The sequence below is a fragment of the Mycobacterium sp. MFM001 genome (assembly GCF_003402475.1).
Classification (GTDB): domain Bacteria; phylum Actinomycetota; class Actinomycetes; order Mycobacteriales; family Mycobacteriaceae; genus Mycobacterium.
This window is the reverse complement of sequence record NZ_BFAB01000012.1, coordinates 132707-157503: the sequence shown is the minus strand read 5'-3', so window position 1 is coordinate 157503 and position 24797 is coordinate 132707. Positions and strand designations below refer to the sequence as shown.

Below are 24797 nucleotides of genomic sequence, written 5' to 3'. Positions count from 1 at the left end.
TTGGACGAGTCAACGCGGTCATAGGGCGCGTGTAGTGTCGAATACATGTTCGATAACGGCGTATCGCCGCAGGCTACGGACCCTTTTGCCGGGGTCGACGACGCCGGCGTGGTCGACGCCCTCACGACGGCGGCGCGCAATCAGAACGCGATGTGCGCGCGCGAGTTGGCGGCAATCGGTGAGCTGTATGCGCGCCGGGCACCCGAGGACGATGCCGACCGGGTCAACTGGGCCATCGACGGGTACGAGAACGTGGCGGCCGAGGTGGGCGCGGCGTTGGGCATCAGCCGGGGACGGGCCCGCGGGCGGCTGCGCTACGCGATCGACCTACGTGAGCGGCTGCCTCGGGTCGCCGAGGTCTTCGCGCGGGGAGACATTGACTTTCGGTTGATGGCCGCGGTGGTACGCCGCACCGAGTTGGTCGACGATCCCCTGCTGGTTGCCAAGCTGGATGCCGCGATCGCTCGACATGGCCACAAGTGGATGCGGCTATCCGAGCCCAAACTCATTGAGCGGATCGACATGTGGGTGGCCCGGTTCGACCCGGCCGGCCAAAAGATGCCGGGCCAGCGCAACGAGGATCGCTATGTCGAAGTCGCGCCGCTCGAGTCCGGCCTGGCCGGCGTGTGGGCCCAGCTGCACGGCCAGGACGGCGCCGCCTTGGACCAGAAGCTCGACTCGTTGGCGGCCACCGTTTGCCCGGCAGATCCGCGCACCAAGGCGCAACGTCGCGCCGACGCGCTCGGTGCATTGGTGGCCGGACTGGAGACCATCCGCTGTGAGTGCGGCTCACCGGAATGCCCAGCGGCACAACGGCGGCCGGCCACCGACGTGGTCATTCATGTGCTGGCCGAGCAGGCCACCATTGGCGGCGACTCTGAGGCGCCGGGCTATCTGCCCGGGTTCGGGCCGCTGCCGGCAACCGCGTTGCGGGATCTCGCCGGTACGGCGAAGCTCAAGCCGCTCGCGACACCCCCGGCCGATGCACAGCCCGGGTATCGGCCGTCGGCGGCGTTGGCGGAATTCGTGCGGCTGAGGGATTTGACATGCCGGTTTCCGGGATGCGACCAGCCGGCCGAGGTGTGCGACATCGACCACACGGTCCCGTTTCCGTTCGGCCCCACGCACCCGTCGAATCTCAAGCTCCTGTGCGGTTACCACCATCTTTTGAAGACCTTCTACACCGGCATCGGCGGTTGGGCCGACCGCCAGCTGGCCGATGGCACAGTCGAATGGACAGCGCCAACCGGTCACACGTACACCACCAAACCCGGTGGTGCCGTGCTCTTCCCGGCTCTGGCCATTCCTACGGGCGAATTGGCGTTACCTACCTCGGTACCGCCGGCATCTGAGAAGCGCGGACTGATGATGCCGACCCGGCGACGTACCCGGGCCCAGGAGCGCGCAGCGCGCATCGCCCACGAGCGTGGCATCAACGAGGCGCGCCTCGCCGCGGAAGCGGGCCGCCAGGCCGAGCACGTTGCGGCCTGCAACGACCCGCCCTTCTAGTTATTTGCGGCGCCGCGGAATGAACTCCTGCACCTTGACCTTGATGCCCTCCCTGAGCATCCCGAACGCGTCCTCGTCGCCCTTGAGCACTGACGTGGCGGCGGCCTTCATCTGGTCGAAGGTCGCATGCGGCGGCACCGGCGGGATGTTGGGATCGCAGTGCACGTCGAGCACAGTCGGGCGATCTGCGGCCAGCGCCTGATCCCACGCGGAGCCAATCTGCCCCGGATCGGTAAGCGTCGCCGAGCCCAGGCCCAGACTGGCTGCGAAGCCCGCGTAGTCCACAGTTGGAAGTGTTTGCGACTCAGGGAATTTCGGCGCTCCCGCCATTGCCCGCATCTCCCACGTCACCTGGTTGAGGTCGTTGTTGTGCAACACCGTGACGATCAACCGCGGATCGGTCCACTCTTTCCAGTAGTGCGCGATCGTGATCAGCTCGGCCATCCCGTTCATCTGCATCGCGCCGTCACCCGCGAACACGATCACCGGGCGGTCCGGGTTGGCGAACTTGCCGCCGATCCCGTAGGGCACCCCGGGACCCATCGTGGCCAGGTTGCCCGACAGGGACCCCCGCATGTTGCCACGGAATTTCAGTTGGCGCGCATACCAATTCGCCGACGAGCCGGAGTCGGCAGTGACGATCGCGTTGTCCGGCAGCTTCGGCGACAACTCGGCGAAGAGCTTCATCGGGTTGATCGGCTCGGCGGACACGTTGGCTTCCATTTCCATGGTTTCCCACCAGCGCTGCACGTTCTTCTCGATCTTCTCCCGCCAGGACCGGTCGGACTTGCGCTGAATCAGCGGGATCAGCTCCCGCAGTGTGGCCGCGGCGTCGCCGACGAGATTCACCTCGTTGGGGTAGCGCATGCCGATCAACGCCGGGTCGATGTCGATCTGCACACCACGAGCGTCGCCGAACCCGGGCAGGAACTGCGTGTAGGGGAAACTCGAGCCGATGGTCAGCAGGGTGTCGCAGTCGCGCATCAGCTCGTAGCTGGGCCGGGTGCCGAGCAACCCGATAGAACCCGTGACCCAAGGCAGTTCGTCGGAGAGCACGTCCTTGCCCAGCAGCGGCTTGGCGACGCCGGCACCAAGCAGATCCGCGATCTCGGTGACCTCCTTGACCGCTCCCTTCGCCCCGCAGCCGACCAGCATGGCGACGCGTTCGCCGGCGTTGAGCACCTCGGCGGCCCGCTGCACACCCTCTTTGGAGGCTGCGACCTCGGGCCATTCGAATCCCAGACTCGAGGGCACCATCTTGAATGCGTGCGTGGGCGGCGAATATTCGAGCTCCTGCACGTCAGCCGGAATGATGACGGCGGTCACCGTGCGCCTGGTCAGCGCGGTGCGGATGGCGCGGTCGAGCACGTTCGGCAGCTGCTCGGGCACCGTCACCATCTGGATGTACTCGCTGGCCACGTCCTTGAAGAGGCTCATCAGGTCGACTTCTTGCTGGTAAGAGCCGCCCATCGCGCTGCGGTTGGTCTGCCCGACGATCGCCAGCACCGGAACCCGGTCGAGTTTGGCGTCGTAGAGGCCATTGAGCAGATGGATCGCGCCCGGTCCCGACGTCGCCGCGCACACGCCGAGCTTGCCAGAGAACTTCGCGTAGCCGACCGCCTCGAACGCGGCCATCTCCTCGTGGCGGGCCTGCACGAACTTCGGCTGGTTGTCGGCGCGCCCCCAGGCTGCCAGCAGGCCGTTGATGCCGTCACCGGCGTAGGCGAATACCTTCTCGATCTCCCAATCGCGCAGTCGTTCCAACACGAAGTCGGCAACCAGAGCGCTTGCCATTGCACACCTCTTCCTGTCCGGGAGCAGATAACAGGAAGGTGGTTACCCAGGGAATGCCCCGGTTAGACGCATAAAAATGTCGGGGTGGCGGGATTCGAACCCACGACCTCTTCGTCCCGAACGAAGCGCGCTACCAAGCTGCGCCACACCCCGCGTGAAGCCACGACAGCGTATCGCACTGGCCTGACCGCCCGCCAAAGCGGATTGGCCCGCCGGAGCCGCCGGGTACCCGAACAGTGTTGCAACCCGACGACTGTGCCGCGTGGATCACACCGCGGACAGCCGCGCGACGTGCCTCACACAATGCAGCGGAATAGCCGCCGGTATCAGTACGGTTTATATGCACCGAATTCGGCAACGGAAGCGAGACAATCATGACGGTCCTTGGTGCCGTGGTGTTCGGCGGACTCTTGGTCCTCGGTGTGCTGTGGCTACTGGTGACCGCTCCGGCCAACGAAGCGCAGGAAGCCTGGGATCACGCCCAGCTGCACGAGCGTTCGAACTCGGCCAGCGCCGCGGCCGACGGGGCCGGGTCCAGCCCGTGGGCCTTGACCCATTCGTCGCAGAAGTAGGTGTCGGCGTAGCGGTCGCCGCTGTCGGCGAGCAGCGTGACCACCGACCCGCTGCGGCCTTCGGCAACCATTTCGGCGATTAGGCCGAAAGCTCCCCATAGATTGGTGCCCGTCGACGCGCCGACCCGACGACCCAGCACTGCGCTGGCGTGACGGGCGGCCGCAATCGAGGCGGCATCGGGAACCGAGACCATCCGGTCGACCACATCGGGCAGAAACGACGGCTCCACGCGTGGCCTACCGATGCCCTCGATGCGTGACGACGCGTTGACGACGACGTCGTTGCGGCGCTCGGCGTAGGCGGCGAAAAACGCGGAGTTCTCCGGATCGACCACACATAGCTGCGTGGCATGCCGCCGGTAGCGGATGTAGCGGCCGATCGTCGCGCTGGTGCCGCCGGTGCCCGCCCCGACGACGATCCAGTCCGGGATCGGGTGCTTCTCGTCGCGCATCTGCACATAGATCGACTCGGCGATGTTGTTGTTGCCCCGCCAGTCGGTGGCCCGCTCGGCGTTGGTGAACTGATCCAGGTAATGCCCGCCGGTCTCGCGGGCCACCCGTTCCGCCTCGGCGTACACGTCGCCCGAATGCTGCACGAAATAGCAACGGCCGCCTTGTGATTCGATCAACGCAACTTTAGAAGCACTGGTCGACGCAGGCATCACCGCGACGAACGGAAGACCAAGCAGCGCAGCAAAATACGCCTCCGACACCGCCGTCGACCCCGACGACGCCTCGACCACTGTGGTGTCCTCGCCGATCCAGCCGTTGCACAGCGCATACAAAAACAATGACCGGGCTAGCCGGTGTTTCAGGCTGCCCGTGATGTGCGTGGTCTCGTCTTTGAGGTAGAGCTCGACGTCGGCGCCGGCGCTCCACGCCGACGGCAGCGGGTAGCGCAGCAGATGAGTGTCGGCGCTGCGACGGGCGTCGGCCTCGATCAGCCGAATCGCGTTGTCTGTCCAGTCACGCGGCCTGCTGCGGTCTGCAACGCGGGTCAATGCACCGAATACGTTGGCTGCGAACGCCCCCGGTCGCGGTTCGAGTCACGACCGCCCGTCGGCGCGGCGATCAGCGTCAGCAGCGTCGCCTCGGGACGGCAGCAGAACCGCACGGGCGCAAACGGCGACGTGCCGATCCCCGCCGAGACGTGCAGCCGCATCGTGGCACCCCAACGCGACGCACCCTTGGCCCGGGAGCGGTCCAGGCCCGAATTCGTCACCAGGGCACCGTAGAACGGCAGGCACAGCTGACCGCCGTGGGTGTGACCGGCCAGCACCAGCTGGTAGCCGTCGGCGGCGAAGCGGTCCAGCACCCGCGGTTCGGGCGAATGCGTCAGCCCCAGCCGCAGATTGGCGGCGGGACTGGCCGGGCCGGCGATCGTCTCGTAGCGGTCGCGCGCGATGTGCGGGTCGTCCACGCCGGCCGCGGCGATGTGCAGACCGGCCACCTCGAACTCGCGACGGTTGTGGGTCAGATCCAGCCAGCCGCGCTCGGTGAACGCCGCGCGCAGGTCCTGCCACGGCAGCGGCTGGCCGTGCACCCGGTGCCCGGGATTGGTCAGGTAGTTCATCGGGTTCTTCAGCCGCGGACCGAAGTAGTCGTTGCTGCCGAAGACGAACACGCCCGGCAGCGACAGCAGGTCGCCCAGCGTCTGCACCACCGCGGGCACCGCCTTCGGGTGGGCCAAGTTGTCGCCGGTGTTGACCACCAGGTCGGGCTCCCAGCCGGCCAGTTCCCGCAGCCACGCCTGCTTGCGGCGCTGGCCCGGCCGCATGTGGATGTCGCTGATGTGCAGCACCCGCAACGGCGACGAGCCCGGCGTCAGCACCGGCATGGTCAGTTCCCGCACGACGAACGCGTTGCGTTCGATGATCGAGGCGTAACCGATGCCGGCGGCGGCCGAGCCGAGCGCGACGGCGCCGGTGGTTTTCAAAACTGCGGATGCGGGCATGCAGGCATGCTACTGCGCGACACTATGGCGGCGGCGGTGGCGGCTCGCCCGGCGGCGCGGGTGGCGGCAACAACGGAATCGTGATCGGCGGCAGCCCGGGGATCTCGATGACTTGCGAGCCGATCGGCGCACCTTCGGGTGGTGGCGGCGGGGCGGGCGGGACGCCGTTGCTGATCTGGATGGTGACGACGGCGCCCGGGATAGTCTGGCCGTTCGGCGTCGTTCCGACCACTTCCCCGTACTTGGCGCTGCTGTTGACCGACGTCGGTTGGTCGGCGACCTGGAAACCGGCTTCCTTCAGGCGCTGGCGTGCCCCGTCGACGTCCAGTCCGACGACGCTGGGCACTCGCGAGTTCGGCCCGCCGTCGACGTAGCGCGGATCGGTCGGCGGCAACTTCACTTCGCCGAACTTGTCCGCGATCGGCTTCATCGCGTTGAACCAGGTGCGGGCCGGCTCGTTACCGCCGTAGAGGTTGCCGTCGCCGCAGCGCCGCAGCGGCGAGGAGCACAGATCCGACGGCGAGCTGGAGTCGTCGTAGATATAGTTGGCGGCCGCGTACTGGTTGGTGAAGCCGACGAAGCCCGACGAGCGGTGCGCCTCGGTGGTACCGGTCTTACCCGACATCGGCAGAGTCCAGCCCGCCGCCCCGGCCGACCCCGACGCGGTCCCGCCGGGCTGCGAGTCCTTGCTCAGCGCGTTGGCCAGGGTGTTCGCCAATCCTTCCGGCACCACCTGGTCACACGCCTCGGTGCTGACGGAGACCTCATTGCCGTCGCGGTCGATCAGCTTGTCGATCGGGTTGGGCGGGCACCACTTGCCGCCGGAGGCCAGCGTCGCCGCGACGTTCGACAGCTCCAGCGCGTTGACCTCGAACGGTCCCAGGGTGAACGAGCCGATGTTCTGCCGCTTGATGAAATCGGCCAGGCTCTCGTTGCTGTTTTCGTCGTAGTCGCGGGCGGTGCCCGGGTCGGCGTAGGAGCGCAGCCCGAGTCGGACCGCCATGTCCACCGCACGCGGCACCCCGACCATCTGGATCAGCTTGGCGAACGCGGTGTTCGGCGACGTGGCCAGCGCGTCAGTCACGTTCATCGACCCACGGTAGTTGCCGGCGTTGACCACGCACCACGTCTCCTTGGGGCAGCCCTTGGCGCCCCCGCTGCCCATGCCCTTGGCCTGGAAGCTGCCCGGCACCTCCAGCTGCATGTTGATGCCCATGCCCATCTCCAGCGCGGCGGCGGTGGTGAAGATCTTGAAGATCGACCCCGCGCCGTCGCCGACCAGAGAGAACGGCTGTGGCCGCATCGTCTCGCCCGCATCGGTGTTCAGACCGTATCGGCGGTTGCTCGCCATCGCGATCACCTTGTGCGAGTCTTTACCCGGCCGGATCACGCTCATCACGCTGGCGATGCCGTTGAGATCCGGGCTGGCCAACCCGTCGATCGCCGACTTGACCGAAGCCTGCACATCGGGGTCGAGGTTGGTACGGATCGTGTAGCCGCCGCGCGCGACCTGCTCCTTGCTGATGCCGGCCCGCGCCAGATACGCCTGTACGTAGTCGCAGAAGAATGCGCGGTCGCCGGCTGCGATGCAGCCACGCGGTAATTCGTTGGGCTGCGGCAGAATTCCCAGCGGCTCCGCCTTGGCGGCGCGCAACGCGTCGGCTTCCTGCGGCAGGTTCTCGATCATGGTGTCCAGCACCAGGTTTCGGCGTGCCAGCGCACCCTCGGGGTTGGTGTAAGGATTGAGCGCGGTGGTCGACTGCACCATCCCGGCCAGCAGCGCCGCCTGCTGCCAGTTCAGCTCCGAAGCGTTCACGCCGAAGTAGGTTTGCGCGGCGTCCTGCACACCAAAGGCGTTGTTGCCGAACGAAACCAGGTTCAGGTAACGGGTCAAGATCTCCGGCTTGGAAAAGGTCTTGTCCAGCGTGAGCGCCATCCGGATTTCGCGCAGCTTGCGCGCCGGCGTGGTCTCGACCGCCGCACGCTTTTCGGCGTCGGTCTGCGCGATCACCAGCAGCTGGTAGTTCTTCACATACTGCTGCTCGATCGTCGAACCGCCGCGGGTGTCGACGTCGCCGGACGCGTAGCCGGCCAGCCCGTGCAGCGTGCCCTGCCAGTCGACGCCGTTGTGTTCGGCAAACCGCTTGTCCTCGATCGATACGATTGCCAACTTCATCGTGTTGGCGATCTTGTCGCTGGGCACCTCGAAGCGGCGTTGCGAGTACAGCCAGGCGATCGTGTTGCCCTTCGCGTCGACCATCGTGGTGACGGCCGGGACGTCGCCCTCGAGCAGCTGGGCCGATCCGTTGGCGACGACCTCCGAGGCGCGGTTGGACATCAGCCCGATGCCGCCGACGGCAGGAAACAGTAGAGCCGCGACGATGACGCTGGCCAACAGGCAGCAGCCGGCGAGCTTGGCGACCGTGATAGCGGTCTGGGGCTGCTCCGGCTCCGGCATGGCTACTAGACTAGCGGCGCCGCGACGGAAGTCATCTGGAGTCATCTCGAGTGGCTGATGAGCATATTTTCGCCAGCGTCACAGGTCAGGGCCTATTCGGTGGTTCGTTCGACCTTTCCGGCGGTCCCCTTCATGATCGGACGGCACAGTTGTCCCAAAAAAGGGTGTATCAAACCGTTGCGCAATTGGCACCTGACCACCTAACTTAGACGCACAGTGAGATACAGGTAACACCGACGTGCATAGTGTGGCCTAGATCGCATCGCCGATCTGCAACGCGAGTCGGGGGCCGTCGTACTGACGGTGAGAGCGAAGAGGGGACGCTGGTGTCAGGTACACGGATCGTGGCACGGAAGGCGAACACTGCACCGTCAGCCAACACCGTTCATCGTGCTGATTCCGAGTCACGGATCGCGTGGGTGTCCAAGGCACTGTGCCGGGCCGCCGACCCCGACGAGCTCTTCGTCCGCGGCGCCGCGCAGCGCAAGGCCGCGGTCATCTGCCGCCACTGCCCGGTGATGCTGGAATGCGGCGCCGACGCGCTGGACAACCGGGTCGAGTTCGGCGTGTGGGGTGGCATGACCGAACGCCAGCGCCGCGCACTGCTCAAGCAGCATCCCGAGGTGGAGTCCTGGGCGGAGTTCTTCGCTGCGCAGCGCAAGCACCGCAGCGCTGGCTAAGCCGGGCTTTTAAGCCGCGCCGTTAGTAGCCGTCATCTGGTCGGCGATCGCCCGCAGCGCCTCGAGGTCGCAGACGTCGAACGGCAGCGACGGCACCCCGACAATCGCGACGTGCGGGTTGGCGCCCGTGAACCGGGACAGCAGCCGGATCTCCCGCTTGGACGTCGCCGCCCGGTCAGCGTGAATCTGCAGGACCGCCCTGGCCAGCGCGCCGGAGTCGGATTCGTTCTCCAGCGTCTCGGCGCCGTCGATGGCCCGCTCCACCGGCAACGAGCACAACATCGGGTGGGTGCGGTTCAGGATCAGCCCCGCCAGCGGCATGCGTTCCTCGGAGAGCCGGTCGACAAAGAACGACGCCTCCCGCAGTGCATCCGGCTCGGCCGCCGACACCACCACGAACTGCGTGCCACGCCGCTTCAGCAGGGCATAGGTGCGGTCTGCCTTCTCCCGGAACCCACCGAAGGTGGCATCCAGTGACTGCACGAAACCTGCTGCGTCGGAAAGCATCTGGGAACCCAGCACTGTCGAGAGCGCCTTCATCGCCAGGCCGACCGCGCCGGTGACCAGTCGGCCGATGCCCCGGCCGGGACCCAGCAGCAGCCGCCACAGCCGGCTGTCCATGAAGCTGCCCAACCGTTTCGGCGCGTCCAGGAAGTCCAGCGCGTTGCGCGACGGCGGAGTGTCCACTACCACCAGGTCCCAGCGGTCCTGGCTCAGCAGTTGGCCCAGCTTCTCCATCGCCATGTATTCCTGCGTGCCGGCCAGCGAGGTGGCGACCGTCTGATAGAACTGGTTGTCCAAAATTGCTTGTGCGCGTTCGGGTCCCGAGTACTGGATCACCATTTCGTCGAACGTGCGGCGCATGTCGAGCATCATCGCGTAGAGCTGCCCGGGCACTTCCGGAGCCAGCGGCACACGCTGCGGCGAGTTACCAAGGTCGTTGATTCCCAACGCTTGTGCCAGCCGTTTGGCGGGGTCGATGGTCAACACCACGACCGTACGGCCGTTCTCGGCTGCGCGCAACGCCATTGCGGCAGCGGTCGTGGTCTTGCCGACGCCGCCGGCGCCGCAGCACACCACCACCCGGTTGGTTTTGTCGGCCAGAATGGTGGCCAGGTCCAGCTTCGGCGGCGTAGTACTCATCGAACTCCTTGCTGCGCAAGCACTTCGGAGAGCTCGTAGAGACTGCCGAGGTCGACGCCGTCGGCGATCGTGGGAAGCTCCAGCCGCGGCACTTGCAACTCGTCGAGCTGCTCGGCGGTCTCGGCGCGGGCGGTGATCCGGGTGGCGTGCTGGATGGTCTCGGTCAGCAGGCCGGCGAAATCGGCGTCGTTCAGGGTGATTCCGGCCTTGGCCAGCCCGGCTCGCACTGCGTCGGCGTCGATATCGCCCTCCGCGGCCTTGGTCAAATCGTCGGGCTGCAGGTAGGCCGGGATGTTTCGGTTGACGATCACGCTGCCGATCGGCAGATTAAGCTCCTGCAGCTCGTCGATCGCCTCCATGGTTTCCTGCATCGGCAGCGCTTCCAGCAGCGTCACCAGGTGGACGGCGGTCTGGTCGGAATGCAGCAGCTGGACCACGCCTTCGCTTTGCGAATACACCGGTCCGCCCTTGGCCAGATCGGCCACCGCCCGGGTGACATCCAGGAAGCGCGCAATGCGACCCGTCGGCGGCGCGTCCACCACCACCGCGTCGTAAACGGGCTGCCGGTTCTTGCCGACGCGGATCACCGACTCCTTGATCTTTCCGGTGAGCAGCACGTCGCGCAGGCCAGGGGCGATCGTCGTCGCGAACTCGATCGCGCCGATGCGCCGCATCGCCCGACCCGCGATGCCGAGGTTGTAGAACATGTCGAGGTATTCCAGGAACGCGGCCTCGATGTCGATCGCCAGCGCGTTCACCAGGCCGCCGTGTTCGGCGGTGGCTATCTTGACCTCTTTATAGGGCAGCGGCGGCACGTCGAAAAGTTGCGCAATCCCTTGGCGCCCTTCGACTTCCACTAGCAACACCTTGCGCCCGCCGGACGCCAGGGTCAGTGCGAGCGCGGCGGCGACCGTCGACTTGCCGGTGCCCCCCTTGCCGGTCACGAAATGCAAGCGGGCCTTCTCCAGTCGCGCTGGCCAGCCGATGCTCGGTGTGGTCGCCACCAAAGCATGCTAACCAACGCGTGTTGTCACCCGACCGATAAGCTCGGGCTATGACCCAACCGACCGCATGGGAGTACGCCACCGTCCCGCTGTTGACGCACGCCACCAAACAGATCCTCGACCAGTGGGGCGCCGACGGCTGGGAGCTGGTTTCGGTGCTGCCCGGGCCGACGGGTGAGCAACACGTCGCGTATTTGAAACGCCCGAAGTGAGCGGGGGGTCTGCCAAGGCCCGGCTCGCTGAGCTCGGAATCGAGCTCCCGGCGGTGGTGAAGCCGCTGGCCTCCTATGTTCCCGCGGTGCGCACCGGCAACCTGGTGTACACGGCGGGTCAGCTGCCGATGCAGGCCGGCAAGCTGGCCGGCGCCGGCAAGGTCGGCATCGAGGTCAGCCCCGAGCAGGGCAAGGAATTGGCCCGGCTGTGCGCGCTCAACGCGCTGGCGGCAGTGGATTCGCTGGTGGGCATCGACGCGGTGACCCAGGTGGTCAAGGTGGTCGGGTTCGTCGCCTCCGCGCCCGGGTTCACCGGTCAGCCCGGCGTCGTCAACGGTGCCTCGGAGTTGCTCGCCGACGTGTTCGGGGACCGCGGCGCGCATGCGCGATCGGCGGTCGGCGTTGCCGAGTTGCCGCTCGGTGCGCCGGTGGAAGTCGAGTTGGTCGTCGAGGTGGGGTCCTGAAGCATCCGGCGTACGGACAGCTGCGACCGGTCACCGACACCGCGTCGGTGCTGTTGGCCGACAACCCGGGCCTGATGACGCTGGAGGGCACCAACACCTGGGTGCTGCGCGGACCGGGCAGCGACGAGGTGGTGATCGTCGACCCCGGCCCCGACGACGACGAGCACATTGCCCGGGTTGCGGCCGTCGGCCGGATCGCGCTGGTGCTGATCAGTCATCGGCACGGCGACCACACCGACGCCATCGACAAACTGGTCGACGCGACCGGTGCGCCGGTGCGGGCGGTGGGCAGCGGATGGTTGCGCGGCCTCGGCGGTCATCTGGTCGACGGCGAAGTGATCGAGGCGGCGGGGCTGACGATCCGCGTGTTGGCCACGCCCGGGCACACCGCCGACTCGGTGTCGTTCGTTCTCGACGACGCCGTGCTCACCGCGGACACAGTGCTGGGTCGCGGCACGACGGTGATCGACAAGGAAGACGGCAGCCTGGCCGACTATCTGGAGTCGCTGCAGCGGCTGCGCGGTCTGGGGCCGCGACGGGTGCTGCCCGGCCACGGGCCGGATCTGGCCGACCTCGCGGCGGTCGCCACCGGCTATCTCGAGCATAGGGAACAGCGGCTCGACCAGGTGCGCTCGGCGCTACGCGATCTCGGCGACGACGCCAGCGTGCGCCAAGTCGTCGAACACGTCTATACCGACGTGGACAAGAAGCTATGGGACGTCGCTGAGTGGTCGGTGCAGGCGCAGCTGAACTACTTGCGTCGGTAAGCGCGGAGACCGCTAACGCGCGCGGCGGGCCAGCCGCTCCGAGTCGGAGATCAGCACGCTCTTGCCCTCCAGGCGAATCCAGCCGCGGTGGGCGAAGTCGGCCAGTGCCTTGTTCACGGTTTCTCGTGACGCGCCGACCAGCTGAGCGATCTCCTCCTGGGTCAGGTCGTGGGTGACCCGCATGGCGCCGCCCTCCTGGGTGCCGAACCGCTGGGCCAGCTGCAGCAGCTGTTTGGCCACCCGACCCGGGACGTCGGTGAAGATGAGGTCCGCCAGGTTGTTGTTGGTGCGTCGCAGCCGGCGGGCCAGCACCCGCAGCAGCTGCTCGGCGATCTCGGGACGGTCGGCGATCCAGGCCCGCAGCGCGTCGCGGTCCATCGAGACCGCCCGCACCTCGGTGATGGTCGTGGCGCTCGACGTCCGGGGCCCCGGGTCGAAGATCGACAGTTCACCGAACATGTCGGACGGGCCCATGATCGTCAGCAGGTTTTCCCTGCCGTCCGGCGAACGCCGGCCGATCTTCACCTTGCCGGAAATGATGATGTACAGCCGGTCGCCCGGCTCCCCCTCGGCGAAAACGGTATGCCCGCGCGGGAAGTCGACGGGCTGCAATTGTTTGGTCAGCGCGGCGACGGCGCTGGGTTCCACCCCCTGGAAGATTCCGGCCCTCGCCAGGATCTCGTCCACGTTGCCCCTTAGCTGCTTGGAAGAAGATGTGATGCGCGCACGGCCCACCTTTACTTTGTGAGCTGAGTCTAAAGGTAGGCCGCTAACCCAACGTGCCAACGCTACACACGATTGGCGTGCCGAGGCGGCCCAAACTGCCGATTCGTCCGGGAATGCCGGTGCCGCGGCCTGGCCAACGCCGGTGGGCTGACCGGCGGCGCAGGCTCGGAGATCACGTACTCGGCGCGACGGCGATGCAGGCAATCCAGCGCTTCGGGCATGCCTTCGCGGGCCAGCGTGCTCATGTCGACGGCCTCGGCCTGTTCGAAAAACTCCGCGACGTCGCGCGCGGTGAGCGTGTCGTCGACCAGGCCGGCTTCAAGACGGCTGAGCCCGAACGTCGCCAACATCAGCAACCCCGGAATAAATGCCACCAGCAGCCACGACACAAGGACGAAGTAAACACGGCGAAGGTCTCAACGGGATTACGAAATTCAGTGGATATTCCTCAAAGTACGCTGTCGGACGTGACAACGGCCAAGGCTGAAGAGACCCGTCTGGGCTTGGTGCGACGAGCTCGCCGAATGAATCGCAAACTGGCACAAGCGTTTCCGCATGTCTACTGCGAGCTGGACTTCACCAATCCGCTCGAGCTGACGGTGGCCACCATCCTCTCGGCGCAGAGCACCGACAAGCGGGTCAACCTCACCACCCCCGCCTTGTTCGCCCGCTATCGCACCGCACTGGACTATGCGCAGGCGAACCGCGAAGAACTGGAAAACCTCATCCGCCCCACCGGTTTCTACCGCAACAAGGCGGGGTCGTTGATCGGTCTGGGGCAGGCACTGGTCGAGCGGTTCGACGGCGAGGTGCCGGCGACCATGGAAGAGCTGGTGACGCTGCCCGGTGTGGGACGCAAGACCGCCAACGTCATTCTGGGAAACGCGTTCGGTGTCCCGGGAATCACCGTCGACACTCATTTCAAGCGGCTGGTTCGCCGGTGGCAGTGGACCACTGAAGACGACCCGGTGAAGATCGAGCACGCCGTCGGGGAGCTCATCGAACGCGAGGAGTGGACCGACCTGTCTCACCGGGTGATCTTCCACGGGCGCCGGGTCTGTCACGCCCGCAAACCGGCATGCGGCGTCTGCGTGCTGGCCAAGGACTGCCCGTCGTTCGGCACCGGGCCCACCGACCCGTTGATCGCCGCGCCGCTGGTTCAAGGCCCTGAAAAAGACCACCTGCTGGCGCTGGCCGGCTTGTAGACCGTCGGCCATGAACGCCCGTGCCGGTTGGACCGTCGCGATCCTGGTGGTGGTCGCGGCGTTGCTCGGGGCTCTGCTGGTCGAGTTGCGCGACACCTATCACTTGTCGACGCCGCCGTCGACGAGCGGGCCCCGCGAACACCGCGACGCCGACACCCCCGAGGCGCTGGCCGGGCCGCGCCAGCGCGCCGACTTGCCGCCGTGCCCAACCGCCGGTCCGAGCGACGGGCCGCCCGCGCTGCGCGGCATCACGGTGGAATGTGCGGCCGACGGCTCGACGGTCGAGGTGGCCCGCGCGCTGGCCGGACGCCGAGTGGTGCTCAACCTCTGGGCGTATTGGTGCAAACCGTGCAAGGCCGAATTGCCGGCGATGGCCGAGTATCAGCGTCGCGTCGGATCGGCCGTGACCGTGGTGACCGTGCACCAGGACGAGAACGAGACGGCCGGGTTGCTGCAGCTGGCGCAACTCGGTGTTCGGTTGCCGACCCTGCAGGATGGTCGGCGGCGGATCGCGGCCGCATTGCGGGTACCCAATGTGATGCCCGCGACAGTGGTGTTGGCGCCGGACGGTAGCGTTGCGCAGACCCTGCCGCGGGCGTTCGCCACCGCCGACGAGATCGCGGCCGCGGTTTCAGGCCAGAGGTGAGACCAGGGAGGGCCGGTTGAGCGCTGCGGTTCCGCTGACGCCGGAGCTCGGACCGTCCTGGCTGCGCCCGCTCGTCGACAACGTCGGCCAAGTGCCGGAAGCCTTCCGCCGCCGACTGCCGCCCGACGTGCTGGCGATGGTGACCGCCGCCAAGGTCGCGGCGTCGGTGCGCCGCAACGGCCGCGACGCCGCAGTGCTGGTGCTGTTCTCCGGTCCGGAGTCCGGCCCGGCCGACGGCGGGGTTCCCGACGACGCCGACCTGCTGGTCACCGTGCGCGCCTCCACGTTGCGCCATCACGCCGGGCAGGCGGCGTTCCCCGGCGGCGCATCCGATCCCGGGGACGACGGCCCGGTGGCCACCGCTTTACGGGAAGCCCGCGAAGAGACCGGCGTCGACGTCGGACGGCTGCACCCACTGGCGACCATGGAGCGAACGTTCATCGCCCCGTCGGGTTTTCACGTCGTCCCGGTGCTCGCGTACTCGTCCGATCCCGGACCGGTGGCCGTCGTCGACGAGGCGGAAACGGCGATCGTCGCGCGGGTTCCGGTGCGGGCCTTCATCAATCCCGCGAACCGGCTGATGGTATATCGCAGTGCCCACGGCCGGCGTTGGGCCGGCCCGGCGTTCCTGTTGAATGAGATGCTGGTGTGGGGTTTTACTGGCCAGGTTATTTCCGCGATGCTCGACGTCGCGGGTTGGGCGCAGCCATGGGACACCACCGACGTCCGTGAACTCGACGAAGCCATGGCTCTGGTCGGCGATGAGGGTGGTGCACGATGACCTCGTCACAGTGGTTGGACATCGCGGTGCTCGCGGTCGCCTTCATCGCGGCCATATCCGGTTGGCGCTCAGGCGCATTGGGCTCGCTGCTGTCGTTCGTCGGGGTCCTGCTCGGCGCCGTCGCCGGAGTGCTGCTGGCACCGCACATCGTCACCCACATCGAAGCTCCGCGCGCCAAGCTGTTCGCGGCGCTGTTTTTGATCTTGGGATTGGTCGTCATCGGTGAGGTTGCCGGCGTCGTGCTGGGCCGCGCGGTGCGCGGCGCGATCCGCAGCCGCATCATCCGATTCTTCGACTCGCTCATCGGGGTGGCTGTGCAGATGGTGGTGGTGCTGATTGCCGCGTGGCTGCTGGCCACCCCGCTGACGTCGTCGTCCGGCCAGCCCAATCTTGCTGCGGCGGTGCGTGGTTCACGGGTGCTGGCCGAGGTCAACCAGGTTGCCCCGCCCTGGCTGAAAACAGTGCCCAAACGGCTGTCGTCGCTGCTGGACACCTCCGGTCTGCCGCAGGTGCTGGAACCGTTCAGCCGCACGCCCGTCGCCGCGGTGGCCACACCGGATGCCGGGCTGGCCAACGACCCGGTCGTGGCTGCCACCCAGCCGAGCGTTGTCAAGATTCGCGCGATAGCGCCCAGCTGCCAGAAAGTGTTGGAAGGCAGTGGGTTTGTGTTGTCTCCCGACCGGGTGATGACCAATGCCCACGTGGTGGCCGGCGCCAACAACGTGACGGTCGAGGCCAGCGGCAATCCCTACGACGCCACGGTGGTGTCCTACGACCCGTCCGTCGACATCGCCATTCTGGCCGTCCCCAACCTGCCGCCGCCGCCGCTGGCATTCGCCGACAGCCCAGTCAAGGGCGGCACCGACGCGTTGGTGCTGGGCTATCCCGGCGGCGGTGGTTTTGTCGCAACGCCGGCGCGGGTGCGGGAAATCATCGAGCTGTCCGGCCCCGACATCTACCGCGACGCGACCGTCAACCGTGAGGTGTATACGATCAGAGCCACTGTGGAGCAAGGTAATTCGGGTGGCCCACTGATCGACCTGAACGGCAAGGTGCTCGGGGTGGTGTTCGGCGCGGCGGTTGACAACAACGACACGGGTTTTGTGCTGACCGCCAAAGAGGTGGCCAGCCAGCTGGCCAAGATCGGCGACACCGCGCCGGTGGCCACCGGCGCCTGCGTCAGCTGAGCTCGGGGCCGTACACCTGCCCGAAGAACCGCGTCAGGTGGCTGTTGACGTCCTGCGGCGCCTCTTCGTGGCTGAAATGCCCTGCGCCGGAGAGTGTTACGTAATGACCGTGCGGCGCATAGCGCCGAGTGCGTTCGACCGGGTCGGCCAGCACGTAGGGATCGGCGTCACCGCGGATGTGCAGCAGCGGCAGACCGATGTGTCTCGCCATGGATTTCATGAACCGCCGACCCTCGTCGCGCAGCTGGCTGCGCACCGCCCAGCGCTGGTACTCCAGCGCGGAATGCGCCGCCGACGGAATCTGGATGGCTTGGCGCAAATGGCCGATGGTTTCGGAGAAATCCTCGGACGCAACCCATTTCGCGCTGGCCCGGCTGCGCACCAGCCGCTCGATTTCCTCGGCATTGTGCCGGGTCAGCGAGCGCTCCGGCCAGATCGGCACCTGGTAGCGCAGCAGCCACGGCAACAGCGCGCGCGCCTGGTCGCGGTGGGTCAACGCCGAAGCGCGCAACGCTGCCGGATGCGGTGAGCTGATCACCGCGATCGCGCGGACCAGCCGGGAGTGCAGCACCGAAGTGGCCCAGCAGACCAGTCCGCCGTCGGCGTGGCCGACCAGGGTTGCCGACGAATGCCCGAGCGCGCGGATCAGCCCGGCCGTGTCGCCGGCGAGGGTCCAGCCGTCGTAGCCGCGGGGCGGTTTGTCGCTGCCGCCGTAGCCGCGCAGGTCGACAGCGACGGCGCGCACCCCGGTCAGGCCGCGCAGCTGGTGACGCCACGACCACCAGAACGAGCCGAAGCCGTGCAGCATGATCACCAGCGGCCGCGCCGTCGACGGGGTGCCCGCATCAGGGCCCGTCGGCGCCGCCTCGACGACGTGGAACCGAATCCCGTTGGCGTGTATGTCCAGATGGCGCCATGGCCCGTCGATACGGGTCACCGACGGGTCTGGTGGCGCCATTTACCAGCCCGAAGGGTCGGCCGGTGTTCCGCCCGTGCCGAGCGCCTGCTGGCCGGCCTTGTCGTGGCCCGGCGTGAATGCGGTGCGGGTCTCCTTGACCGATTCGATGGTTTGGCGTGGGCCGCGGATGCGGCGGACCTTCAAGAAGCCGAACAATGCCAGCACCGCGGTGAACACCACCATGATCCCGAACACGATCAGGAACGCGACCCAGCGCCACAGCCAGGTGTCGAGCAGCTCGGCGAGGAAGAAGAAGAAAAAGAAGGTCGAGTAGAACAGCACGACCAGCGCCGAGATGAAGAAGATGCTGCCGGTCAGTCCCTTCTTGACGTCGCGGGTGATCTCGGCGCGGGCCAGTTCCACTTCCGCGCGCACGAGAGTCGACATCTGCGCGGTGGCATCTTTGACCAGGTCGCCGATCGACGGCTCGACGGGCAACGCATGGGGGTCGGTCAACGGGATCGTGGTCAGCGTGCTGGGCACCCCATTGCCACCGGCCTTCTTGCGATCTGGCTTGCTCACAGACGGTCCTCCCGATTGTCGTCGCGGTTCATGTTGCCATGCGGCCTCTGGCCAGACGAGGCCCTGGCCGATCGTGCTCCGCTAGACTGACCCAGCCGGGTCTCATGGCCGGAGTCGTTGACGGGAGTAACTCTTTGCAGACCACGCACTGCCGGCTGTTCCGTGTTGCTGCGGCATTAGTGATGGCCTCGCTGTTTGCCGTCGCTGCTCCGCGCACCGCCGCGGCCGACGACAGGGTTCCGATGGGCGGCGGCGCGGGCATCGTCATCGACGGCGACACGATATGCACACTGACCAGCATCGGCAACGACAACGCCGGCGCGCTGGTCGGCTTCACGTCGGCGCACTGCGGCGGGCCGGGCGCTCAGGTAGCCGCCGAGGCGGCGCAGAACCGCGGCGCCGTCGGCACGATGGTGGCCGGCAACGACAGCCTCGACTACGCGGTGATCCGGTTCGATCCGGCCAAGGTGACACCGGTGCCCAACTTCGACGGCTTCGCGATCGACGGGATCGGTCCTGATCCGGGTGCCGGTCAGATCGCCTGCAAGCAGGGCCGCACCACCGGAAACTCCTGCGGCGTCGTCTTCGGGCCAGGCCAGGACCCCGGCACCCTCGTGATGCAGGTGTGCGGCCAGCAGGGCGACTCGGGGGCGCCGGTCGTCGTCGACAATCTGCTGGTCGGGATGATCCACGGCGCGTTCAGCGAGAACCTGCCGACCTGCGTCATCAAATACATCCCGCTGCACACGCCCGCGACCGTGGTGTCGATCAACGCGGTGCTGGCCGACCTCGCCGCCAAGGGCCGCCCGGGCGCCGGGTTCGTCCCGGTGTCGGCGAATCCGGCTACTTAAGGCGATCGCAAGCGCGGCGAAGCCGGGCGCCGCGGGTCGCCGCGAATCCCGCTGCTATTTAGCCGCCTTTATCGCGTCGAACACGCCCGGGTCCAGCAGCGTGGACGTGTCGCCCAGTTCGCGGTTCTCGGCGATGTCGCGCAGCAGCCGGCGCATGATCTTGCCGCTGCGGGTCTTCGGCAGCTCGGGCACCACGTGCAGCTCACGCGGCCGGGCGATCGGCGAGATCTCCTTGGCGACGTGCCCGCGCAGCTCGTCCAGGATCTCCTCGCCCAGGGATTCCGGCTGATCGGCCTGCAGCACGACGAACGCGCAGATCGCCTGACCGGTGGTTTCGTCGGTGGCGCCGACGACCGCGGCCTCGGCCACCCCGGAATGCCCGACCAGCGCGGACTCCACCTCGGCGGTGGAGATCCGGTGCCCGGACACGTTCATCACGTCGTCGATGCGACCGACCACCCAGATGTCGCCGTCGGCGTCGTAGCGGGCGCTGTCGCCGGCGAAATACCAGCCCTGCTTGGCGAATTTGGACCAGTACGTCTCGCGGTAGCGTTCCGGGTCACCCCAGATGCCGCGCAGCATGGCCGGCCAGGGTTGGTCGATGACCAGGTATCCGGCGTCTTCGCCACCGGGCCCGAGCTGATTGCCGTCGTCGTCGACGATCTTGGCGGAGATGCCTGGCAGCGGCGTCATCGCCGAACCGGGTTTGGCGGCGGCCACCCCGGGCAGCGGCGAGATCATCGCGGCGCCGGTCTCGGTTTGCCACCAGGTGTCCACCACCGGAGTCTTGCCCGCGCCGAGGACGTCGCGGTACCACCGCCAGGCCTGCGGGTTGATCGGCTCGCCGACCGATCCCAGTAGCCGCAGGCTGGACAGGTTGTGCGCGTCGGGAATCTCCCGGCCCCACTTCATGAACGTGCGGATCAATGTTGGCGCCGCGTAATAGGTTGTGACACCGTATTTTTCGATGACCTCGAAATGCCGGTGCTCGTTGGGGGAGGCGGGCGTGCCCTCGTAGAGAATCTGGGTGACGCCGTTGGACAGCGGTCCGTAGACGCTGTAGGTGTGCCCGGTGACCCAGCCGATGTCGGCGGTGCACCAGAACACGTCGGTCTCCGGCTTGACGTCGAAGATGCTGTAGTGGGTGGACGACGACTGGGTGAGGAACCCGCCGCTGGTGTGCATGATGCCCTTGGGCTTGCCGGTGGTGCCCGACGTGTAGAGCAGGAACAGCGGATGTTCGGCGTCGAAGGCTTCCGCCGTGTGCTCGGCCGGCGCGGAGTCGACGACGTCGTGCCACCACAGGTCGCGGCCCTCGGTCCATGGCACGTCGATTCCGGTGCGCCGCACCACGAGAACATGCTCGACGGGGCTGTCCTGGCCCACCGCCTCGTCGGCCGCCTCCTTCAACGGCATGGGCTTGCCGCGGCGGAACTGCCCGTCGGCGGTGATCAGTAATTTGGCCTCGGCGTCGGCGATTCGGGCCTGCAGCGCGTTGGCGGTGAATCCGGCGAAGACGACGCTGTGCATGACGCCCAGCCGCGCGCAGGCCAGCATCGCGATGACGGCTTCCGGGATCATCGGCAGGTAGATGGCGACGCGGTCACCGGCCACCAGCCCCAGGTCGCTCAACGCGTTGGCGGCCTTGCAGACCTCGGCCTGCAGGTCGGCGTAGGTCAGGGCGCGGCTCTCATCGACCGGTTCGCCCTCCCAGTAGATCGCGGTGCGGTCGCCGTGGCCGGCCTCGACGTGGCGGTCCACGCAGTTGTAGGCGACGTTGAGCTTGCCGCCGGCAAACCATTTGGCGAACGGCGCATCCGACCAGTCCAGCACCTGCTCGAACGGCGTCGCCCAGGACAGCCGCTCGGCCTGCTTGGCCCAGAACGCCAACCGGTCCTGTTCGGCCTCGCGGTATGCCTCGTCGCTGACGTTCGCCTGCGCTGCGAACTCCGATGACGGCGGGTACGACGACGGCGCTTCGGTCACAGGTTTGAGCCTAACTAGTGTCGCTGCCATGGTGCGTGCGGTGGCGGCGGCAGCGGTGGTTGCCGCCGCGGTGCTGTCGCTGACCGGCTGCGCCGGGCCGGCCGTCAACCCGCACGCGGTGGTCGTCAACGCCGGCGAGCCACAGAATCCGCTGATCCCGACCAACACCAACGACACCAACGGCGGGCGCGTCATCGACCGGCTGTTCGCGGGGCTGATGTCCTACGATGCCAAGGGCACACCGTCGCTGGAGGTCGCGCAGTCGATCGAGACCACCGACAACGTCCACTACACGATCACCCTCAAACCGGGATGGACGTTCTCCGACGGATCGCCGGTGACGGCGCACTCGTTCGTCGACGCCTGGAACTACGGTGCGCTGGCCACCAATGCCCAACTGCAGCAGAGCCTGTTCGGCCCGATCGCCGGGTTCGACGAGGTCGCGGCCGCCGAGCCGACCGCCCACACCATGTCGGGGTTGCGGGTGCTCGATGACTACCACTTCACTGTCCAACTCAAGGCTGAAACCATCGACTTCGAACTGCGCCTTGGGTTTTCGGCGTTCTACCCGCTTCCGGCGGTGGCGTTCAAGGACATGGCGGCTTTCGGGCAGCACCCGATCGGCAACGGCCCCTACCGACTCGCCGACCGGGACGCTTGGTTGCACAACGTCAAAATCGAGCTGGAGCCCAACCCCGGCTACCACGGTAATCGGGTGCCGCGGAACAAGGGGCTGCGCTTCGTCCTCTACGCGAACCTCGACACCGCCTACGCCGATCTGCTGGGGGGCAATCTCGATGTGCTGGACAGCATTCCGCCCAGTGTGCTGCCGGTGTACCGCAAAGACCTCGGCGACCGCGCCGTCGCCGCGCCCGCGGCGACAAACCGCACGCTTGACACCCCGTTGCGACTGCCGCATTTCGCCGGAGAGGAGGGCCGGCTGCGTCGGCTCGCCTTAGCCGCGGCCATCAACCGCCCGCAGATCTGCCGGCAGATCTTCTCCGGAACATGCACGCCCGCCCGCGATTTCACCGCCAGCTCGCTGCCGGGCTACAACCCCGACATCGACGGCAACGACGCGCTGAACTTCGATCCCGACCGGGCACGGCAGCTGTGGGCGCAAGCCGATGCCATCTCGACGTGGAGCGGGCAGTACGCGATCGGCTACAACGCCGACGGCGGCCACCAGGAATGGGTGGACGCGGTGGCCAACAGCATCAAGAACGTACTGGGCATCGACGCCGTCGGCGCGCCGCAACCCACCTTCGCGGGATTTCGCACCCAGATCACCAACCGCACCATCGCCACGGCGTTTCGAGCTGGCTGGCAGGGCGACTACCCGTCGCTGCTCAGCTTTTTGGAACCACTGTTCGTCACCGGTGCCGGCGCCAACGACGTCGGCTACTCCAACCCGCGCTTCGACGCGGCGCTGGCCCGCGCCGCTGCGGCCCCCAACCTGCCGCAGTCCTACACGCTGACCAACGAGGCGCAGCGAATCCTGTTGCAGGACATGCCCGTCATACCGCTGTGGTACGTCGTCACCGTAGCCGGCCGGTCCGCGGCGGTCAGCAACGTCGTGCTCACCTGGAACGGCCTGCCCGACTATGAACACATCGTCAAGGCCTGACATGGGCTGGTATCTCGCGCGGCGCATCGCGGTCATGATCCCGGTCTTCCTCGGCGCCACACTGCTGATCTACGGCATGGTCTTCCTGTTGCCCGGAGACCCGATCGCCGCGCTGGGCGGGGACCGGCCGCTGAGCCCCGCGGTGGCCGCGCAGCTGCGCGCGCAATACCACCTCGACGACCCGTTCTGGCTGCAGTACCTGCACTATCTGGGCGGCATCCTGCGCGGCGACCTGGGCCGCGCCTACTCCGGACTACCGGTGACAACCGTTCTGGCCCAAGCATTTCCGGTGACAGTCCGGCTGGCGCTGATCGCGCTGGCGGTCGAGGCGGTGCTGGGCATCGGGTTCGGCGTGATCGCCGGACTGCGCCAGGGCGGCATTTTCGACGCCGCTGTGCTGATCGCCAGTCTGGCTATCATCGCGGTCCCGATTTTCGTGCTGGGGTTCCTGGCGCAGTTCGTGTTCGGGGTTCGGCTGGGCATCGCCGCGGTCACGGTGGGCGATCAGCCGACGTTCGCGCGGTTGTTGTTGCCCGGAATCGTTTTGGGCTCGGTGTCATTCGCCTACGTGGTGCGGTTGACCCGCTCGGCGGTCGCCGCCAACGCTCACGCCGACTATGTGCGCACCGCCACCGCGAAGGGGTTGTCGCGGCCGCGGGTGGTCACGGTGCACATTCTGCGTAACTCGCTGATTCCGGTGGTGACCTTCCTGGGCGCGGACCTCGGCGCGCTGATGGGCGGCGCGATCGTCACCGAAGGCATCTTCAACATTCACGGTGTCGGCGGCGTGCTGTACCAGGCGGTCACCCGCCAGGAGGCGCCGACGGTGGTGTCGATCGTCACGGTGCTGGTGGTCGTCTACCTGGTGACCAACCTGCTGGTGGATCTGCTGTACGCGGCGCTAGATCCCAGGATTCGTTATGGCTGAGCTCTGGCGCAGGCCGAAATTCCTTGTCGCGGCGGCTCTGATCGTATTGGTGGTCGTGATGGCCGTGTTGCCGTCGTTGTTCACCGGCGCCGATCCGGGCTATGCCGATCCCGACCAGAGCATGCTGGCGCCGTCGGCGGCGCACTGGTTCGGCACCGACCTGCAGGGCCACGACATCTACGCCCGCACCATCTACGGCGCCAGGGCGTCGATCACCGTCGGGCTGGGCGCGACGTTGACGGTGTTCGTGGTCGGCGGCGTGCTGGGTGCACTGGCCGGCTTCTACGGAGGCTGGATCGACGCGGCGGTGTCCCGTGTCGCCGACGTCTTTTTCGGAATCCCGTTGCTGCTGGCCGCCATTGTGCTGATGCAGGTGATGCATCACCGCACGGTGTGGACGGTGATCGCGATCCTGGCGTTGTTCGGCTGGCCGCAGATCGCCCGGATCGCGCGCAGCGCGGTGCTCGAGGTGCGCGGCAGCGACTATGTGCTGGCCGCGAAGGCGTTGGGGCTGAGCAGGTTTGGCATCTTGGTACGCCACGCCGTGCCCAATGCGATCGGGCCGGTGATCGCGGTGGCCACGATCGCGCTGGGGCTGTTCATCGTCACCGAGGCGACGCTGTCCTACCTCGGGGTCGGGCTGCCGCCGTCGGTGGTGTCCTGGGGCGGCGATATCAACGTGGACCAGATCCGGCTGCGGGCGGGCTCGCCGATCCTGTTCTATCCCGCGGGCGCACTGGCGATCACCGTGCTCGCGTTCATGATGATGGGCGACGTCCTGCGCGACGCCCTCGACCCGACGGCACGGACATGACCGCGCCGG

24 protein-coding genes and 1 tRNA gene are annotated in these 24797 nt (G+C 67.3%); 13 read left to right on the top strand and 12 right to left on the bottom strand.

Going from position 1 to position 24797, the window contains the following annotated elements:
• Positions 1-45 precede the first annotated feature (45 nt).
• Positions 46-1509, top strand: a complete 1464-nt coding sequence (locus MFM001_RS19680) for an HNH endonuclease signature motif containing protein (protein ID WP_116376931.1) — start codon at positions 46-48, stop codon at positions 1507-1509.
• Here the strand turns inward: MFM001_RS19680 and MFM001_RS19675 are convergent, their stop codons facing one another.
• From MFM001_RS19675 to ponA2, 5 genes are all read right to left on the bottom strand, one after another.
• Positions 1510-3303, bottom strand: coding sequence for a thiamine pyrophosphate-requiring protein (locus MFM001_RS19675; RefSeq protein WP_116376930.1), 1794 nt, complete (start codon positions 3301-3303; stop codon positions 1510-1512). It lies immediately after the preceding gene.
• Between the two features lie 79 nt (positions 3304-3382).
• Positions 3383-3456: transfer RNA gene (locus MFM001_RS19670), tRNA-Pro, on the bottom strand.
• 322 nt (positions 3457-3778) lie between these two features.
• On the bottom strand, positions 3779-4876 hold the full coding sequence (locus MFM001_RS19660; protein WP_116376928.1) for a PLP-dependent cysteine synthase family protein: 1098 nt from the start codon (positions 4874-4876) through the stop codon (positions 3779-3781).
• Positions 4873-5829 (bottom strand): metallophosphoesterase, encoded by a 957-nt coding sequence (locus MFM001_RS19655; protein ID WP_116376927.1) that lies wholly within the window; start codon positions 5827-5829, stop codon positions 4873-4875. Before MFM001_RS19655 ends, MFM001_RS19660 begins: the two co-directional genes overlap by 4 nt.
• Before the next feature lie 22 nt (positions 5830-5851).
• On the bottom strand, positions 5852-8287 hold the full coding sequence (gene ponA2, locus MFM001_RS19650; RefSeq protein WP_116376926.1) for a transglycosylase/D,D-transpeptidase PonA2: 2436 nt from the start codon (positions 8285-8287) through the stop codon (positions 5852-5854).
• A 326-nt stretch (positions 8288-8613) separates the two neighbouring features.
• Between ponA2 and MFM001_RS19645 the strand changes: the two genes are divergently transcribed.
• Positions 8614-8967 (top strand): WhiB family transcriptional regulator, encoded by a 354-nt coding sequence (locus MFM001_RS19645; RefSeq protein ID WP_116376925.1) that lies wholly within the window; start codon positions 8614-8616, stop codon positions 8965-8967.
• Positions 8968-8976: 9 nt separating this feature from the next.
• Here MFM001_RS19645 and MFM001_RS19640 read toward each other — a convergent pair whose 3' ends face one another.
• Both MFM001_RS19640 and MFM001_RS19635 read right to left on the bottom strand, forming a co-directional pair.
• The gene (locus MFM001_RS19640; protein ID WP_116376924.1) at positions 8977-10110 is read right to left on the bottom strand and encodes an ArsA family ATPase; all 1134 of its coding nucleotides are present in this window, start codon (positions 10108-10110) and stop codon (positions 8977-8979) included.
• Positions 10107-11117 (bottom strand): ArsA-related P-loop ATPase, encoded by a 1011-nt coding sequence (locus MFM001_RS19635; RefSeq protein WP_116376923.1) that lies wholly within the window; start codon positions 11115-11117, stop codon positions 10107-10109. The genes MFM001_RS19640 and MFM001_RS19635 overlap by 4 nt, the downstream gene beginning before the upstream one ends.
• Positions 11118-11164: 47 nt before the next feature.
• Between MFM001_RS19635 and MFM001_RS19630 the strand changes: the two genes are divergently transcribed.
• From MFM001_RS19630 to MFM001_RS19620, 3 genes are read left to right on the top strand one after another with little or no spacing between them, the layout of a single operon-like run.
• Complete coding sequence (locus MFM001_RS19630; protein ID WP_099539648.1) at positions 11165-11326, top strand: DUF4177 domain-containing protein; 162 nt, start codon at positions 11165-11167, stop codon at positions 11324-11326.
• Positions 11323-11790 (top strand): RidA family protein, encoded by a 468-nt coding sequence (locus MFM001_RS19625; protein ID WP_116376922.1) that lies wholly within the window; start codon positions 11323-11325, stop codon positions 11788-11790. Before MFM001_RS19630 ends, MFM001_RS19625 begins: the two co-directional genes overlap by 4 nt.
• The gene (locus MFM001_RS19620; protein ID WP_116376950.1) at positions 11787-12557 is read left to right on the top strand and encodes an MBL fold metallo-hydrolase; all 771 of its coding nucleotides are present in this window, start codon (positions 11787-11789) and stop codon (positions 12555-12557) included. Before MFM001_RS19625 ends, MFM001_RS19620 begins: the two co-directional genes overlap by 4 nt.
• Positions 12558-12569: 12 nt before the next feature.
• On the opposite strand, the gene crp is transcribed toward MFM001_RS19620, so the two are convergent.
• Positions 12570-13244 carry a cAMP-activated global transcriptional regulator CRP gene (gene crp / locus MFM001_RS19615; protein WP_023368605.1) on the bottom strand — a complete coding sequence of 225 codons (675 nt, stop codon included), beginning with the start codon at positions 13242-13244 and terminating at the stop codon, positions 12570-12572.
• 101 nt (positions 13245-13345) lie between these two features.
• Positions 13346-13633 (bottom strand): hypothetical protein, encoded by a 288-nt coding sequence (locus MFM001_RS19610; RefSeq protein WP_116376949.1) that lies wholly within the window; start codon positions 13631-13633, stop codon positions 13346-13348.
• 174 nt (positions 13634-13807) lie between these two features.
• On the opposite strand from MFM001_RS19610, the gene nth reads away from it, so the two are divergent.
• From nth to marP, 4 genes are read left to right on the top strand one after another with little or no spacing between them, the layout of a single operon-like run.
• Positions 13808-14488, top strand: a complete 681-nt coding sequence (gene nth, locus MFM001_RS19605) for an endonuclease III (RefSeq protein ID WP_116376921.1) — start codon at positions 13808-13810, stop codon at positions 14486-14488.
• Between the two features lie 10 nt (positions 14489-14498).
• Positions 14499-15134: a TlpA disulfide reductase family protein gene (locus MFM001_RS19600; protein ID WP_116376920.1), complete on the top strand. Its 636-nt coding sequence runs from the start codon at positions 14499-14501 to the stop codon at positions 15132-15134.
• A gap of 16 nt (positions 15135-15150) precedes the next feature.
• The gene (locus MFM001_RS19595) at positions 15151-15915 is read left to right on the top strand and encodes a CoA pyrophosphatase (RefSeq protein WP_116376919.1); all 765 of its coding nucleotides are present in this window, start codon (positions 15151-15153) and stop codon (positions 15913-15915) included.
• The gene (marP, locus tag MFM001_RS19590; RefSeq protein WP_116376918.1) at positions 15912-17102 is read left to right on the top strand and encodes an acid resistance serine protease MarP; all 1191 of its coding nucleotides are present in this window, start codon (positions 15912-15914) and stop codon (positions 17100-17102) included. Before MFM001_RS19595 ends, marP begins: the two co-directional genes overlap by 4 nt.
• Here marP and MFM001_RS19585 read toward each other — a convergent pair.
• Together MFM001_RS19585 and MFM001_RS19580 are read right to left on the bottom strand one after the other, a co-directional pair.
• Positions 17095-18060 (bottom strand): alpha/beta fold hydrolase, encoded by a 966-nt coding sequence (locus MFM001_RS19585; protein ID WP_116376917.1) that lies wholly within the window; start codon positions 18058-18060, stop codon positions 17095-17097. The genes marP and MFM001_RS19585 overlap by 8 nt on opposite strands.
• Positions 18061-18582 carry a phage holin family protein gene (locus tag MFM001_RS19580; protein WP_116376916.1) on the bottom strand — a complete coding sequence of 174 codons (522 nt, stop codon included), beginning with the start codon at positions 18580-18582 and terminating at the stop codon, positions 18061-18063.
• Between the two features lie 134 nt (positions 18583-18716).
• On the opposite strand from MFM001_RS19580, the gene MFM001_RS19575 reads away from it, so the two are divergent.
• A complete protein-coding gene (locus tag MFM001_RS19575; protein WP_192887000.1) occupies positions 18717-19433 on the top strand; it encodes a S1 family peptidase in 717 nt (238 codons plus the stop codon).
• A 54-nt stretch (positions 19434-19487) separates the two neighbouring features.
• Here the strand turns inward: MFM001_RS19575 and acs are convergent, their stop codons facing one another.
• The gene (gene acs / locus MFM001_RS19570; protein WP_371685572.1) at positions 19488-21419 is read right to left on the bottom strand and encodes an acetate--CoA ligase; all 1932 of its coding nucleotides are present in this window, start codon (positions 21417-21419) and stop codon (positions 19488-19490) included.
• A 28-nt stretch (positions 21420-21447) separates the two neighbouring features.
• Here acs and MFM001_RS19565 point away from each other — a divergent pair, with 28 nt between their 5' ends.
• From MFM001_RS19565 to MFM001_RS19555, 3 genes are read left to right on the top strand one after another with little or no spacing between them, the layout of a single operon-like run.
• Positions 21448-23046: an ABC transporter substrate-binding protein gene (locus MFM001_RS19565; protein ID WP_116376914.1), complete on the top strand. Its 1599-nt coding sequence runs from the start codon at positions 21448-21450 to the stop codon at positions 23044-23046.
• Position 23047: 1 nt separating this feature from the next.
• Positions 23048-23974: an ABC transporter permease gene (locus MFM001_RS19560; RefSeq protein ID WP_116376913.1), complete on the top strand. Its 927-nt coding sequence runs from the start codon at positions 23048-23050 to the stop codon at positions 23972-23974.
• Entirely contained in the window at positions 23967-24788 is an 822-nt protein-coding gene (locus MFM001_RS19555; RefSeq protein WP_116376912.1) for an ABC transporter permease, read from the top strand. Before MFM001_RS19560 ends, MFM001_RS19555 begins: the two co-directional genes overlap by 8 nt.
• Positions 24789-24797 lie beyond the last annotated feature (9 nt).

What these genes read in the sequence shown, in the direction of transcription:
- MFM001_RS19630 (WP_099539648.1), top strand. Translation starts at nt 11,165, where the DNA reads ATGACCCAACCGACCGCATGGGAGTACGCCACCGTCCCGCTGTTGACG.
- marP (WP_116376918.1), top strand. Translation starts at nt 15,912, where the DNA reads ATGACCTCGTCACAGTGGTTGGACATCGCGGTGCTCGCGGTCGCCTTC.
- nth (WP_116376921.1), top strand. Translation starts at nt 13,808, where the DNA reads ATGAATCGCAAACTGGCACAAGCGTTTCCGCATGTCTACTGCGAGCTG.
- MFM001_RS19560 (WP_116376913.1), top strand. Translation starts at nt 23,048, where the DNA reads ATGGGCTGGTATCTCGCGCGGCGCATCGCGGTCATGATCCCGGTCTTC.
- MFM001_RS19565 (WP_116376914.1), top strand. Translation starts at nt 21,448, where the DNA reads ATGGTGCGTGCGGTGGCGGCGGCAGCGGTGGTTGCCGCCGCGGTGCTG.
- MFM001_RS19640 (WP_116376924.1), bottom strand. Translation starts at nt 10,110, where the DNA reads ATGAGTACTACGCCGCCGAAGCTGGACCTGGCCACCATTCTGGCCGAC.
- MFM001_RS19610 (WP_116376949.1), bottom strand. Translation starts at nt 13,633, where the DNA reads ATGTTGGCGACGTTCGGGCTCAGCCGTCTTGAAGCCGGCCTGGTCGAC.
- MFM001_RS19655 (WP_116376927.1), bottom strand. Translation starts at nt 5,829, where the DNA reads ATGCCCGCATCCGCAGTTTTGAAAACCACCGGCGCCGTCGCGCTCGGC.
- MFM001_RS19555 (WP_116376912.1), top strand. Translation starts at nt 23,967, where the DNA reads ATGGCTGAGCTCTGGCGCAGGCCGAAATTCCTTGTCGCGGCGGCTCTG.
- MFM001_RS19600 (WP_116376920.1), top strand. Translation starts at nt 14,499, where the DNA reads ATGAACGCCCGTGCCGGTTGGACCGTCGCGATCCTGGTGGTGGTCGCG.
- MFM001_RS19585 (WP_116376917.1), bottom strand. Translation starts at nt 18,060, where the DNA reads ATGGCGCCACCAGACCCGTCGGTGACCCGTATCGACGGGCCATGGCGC.
- ponA2 (WP_116376926.1), bottom strand. Translation starts at nt 8,287, where the DNA reads ATGCCGGAGCCGGAGCAGCCCCAGACCGCTATCACGGTCGCCAAGCTC.
- MFM001_RS19680 (WP_116376931.1), top strand. Translation starts at nt 46, where the DNA reads ATGTTCGATAACGGCGTATCGCCGCAGGCTACGGACCCTTTTGCCGGG.
- MFM001_RS19675 (WP_116376930.1), bottom strand. Translation starts at nt 3,303, where the DNA reads ATGGCAAGCGCTCTGGTTGCCGACTTCGTGTTGGAACGACTGCGCGAT.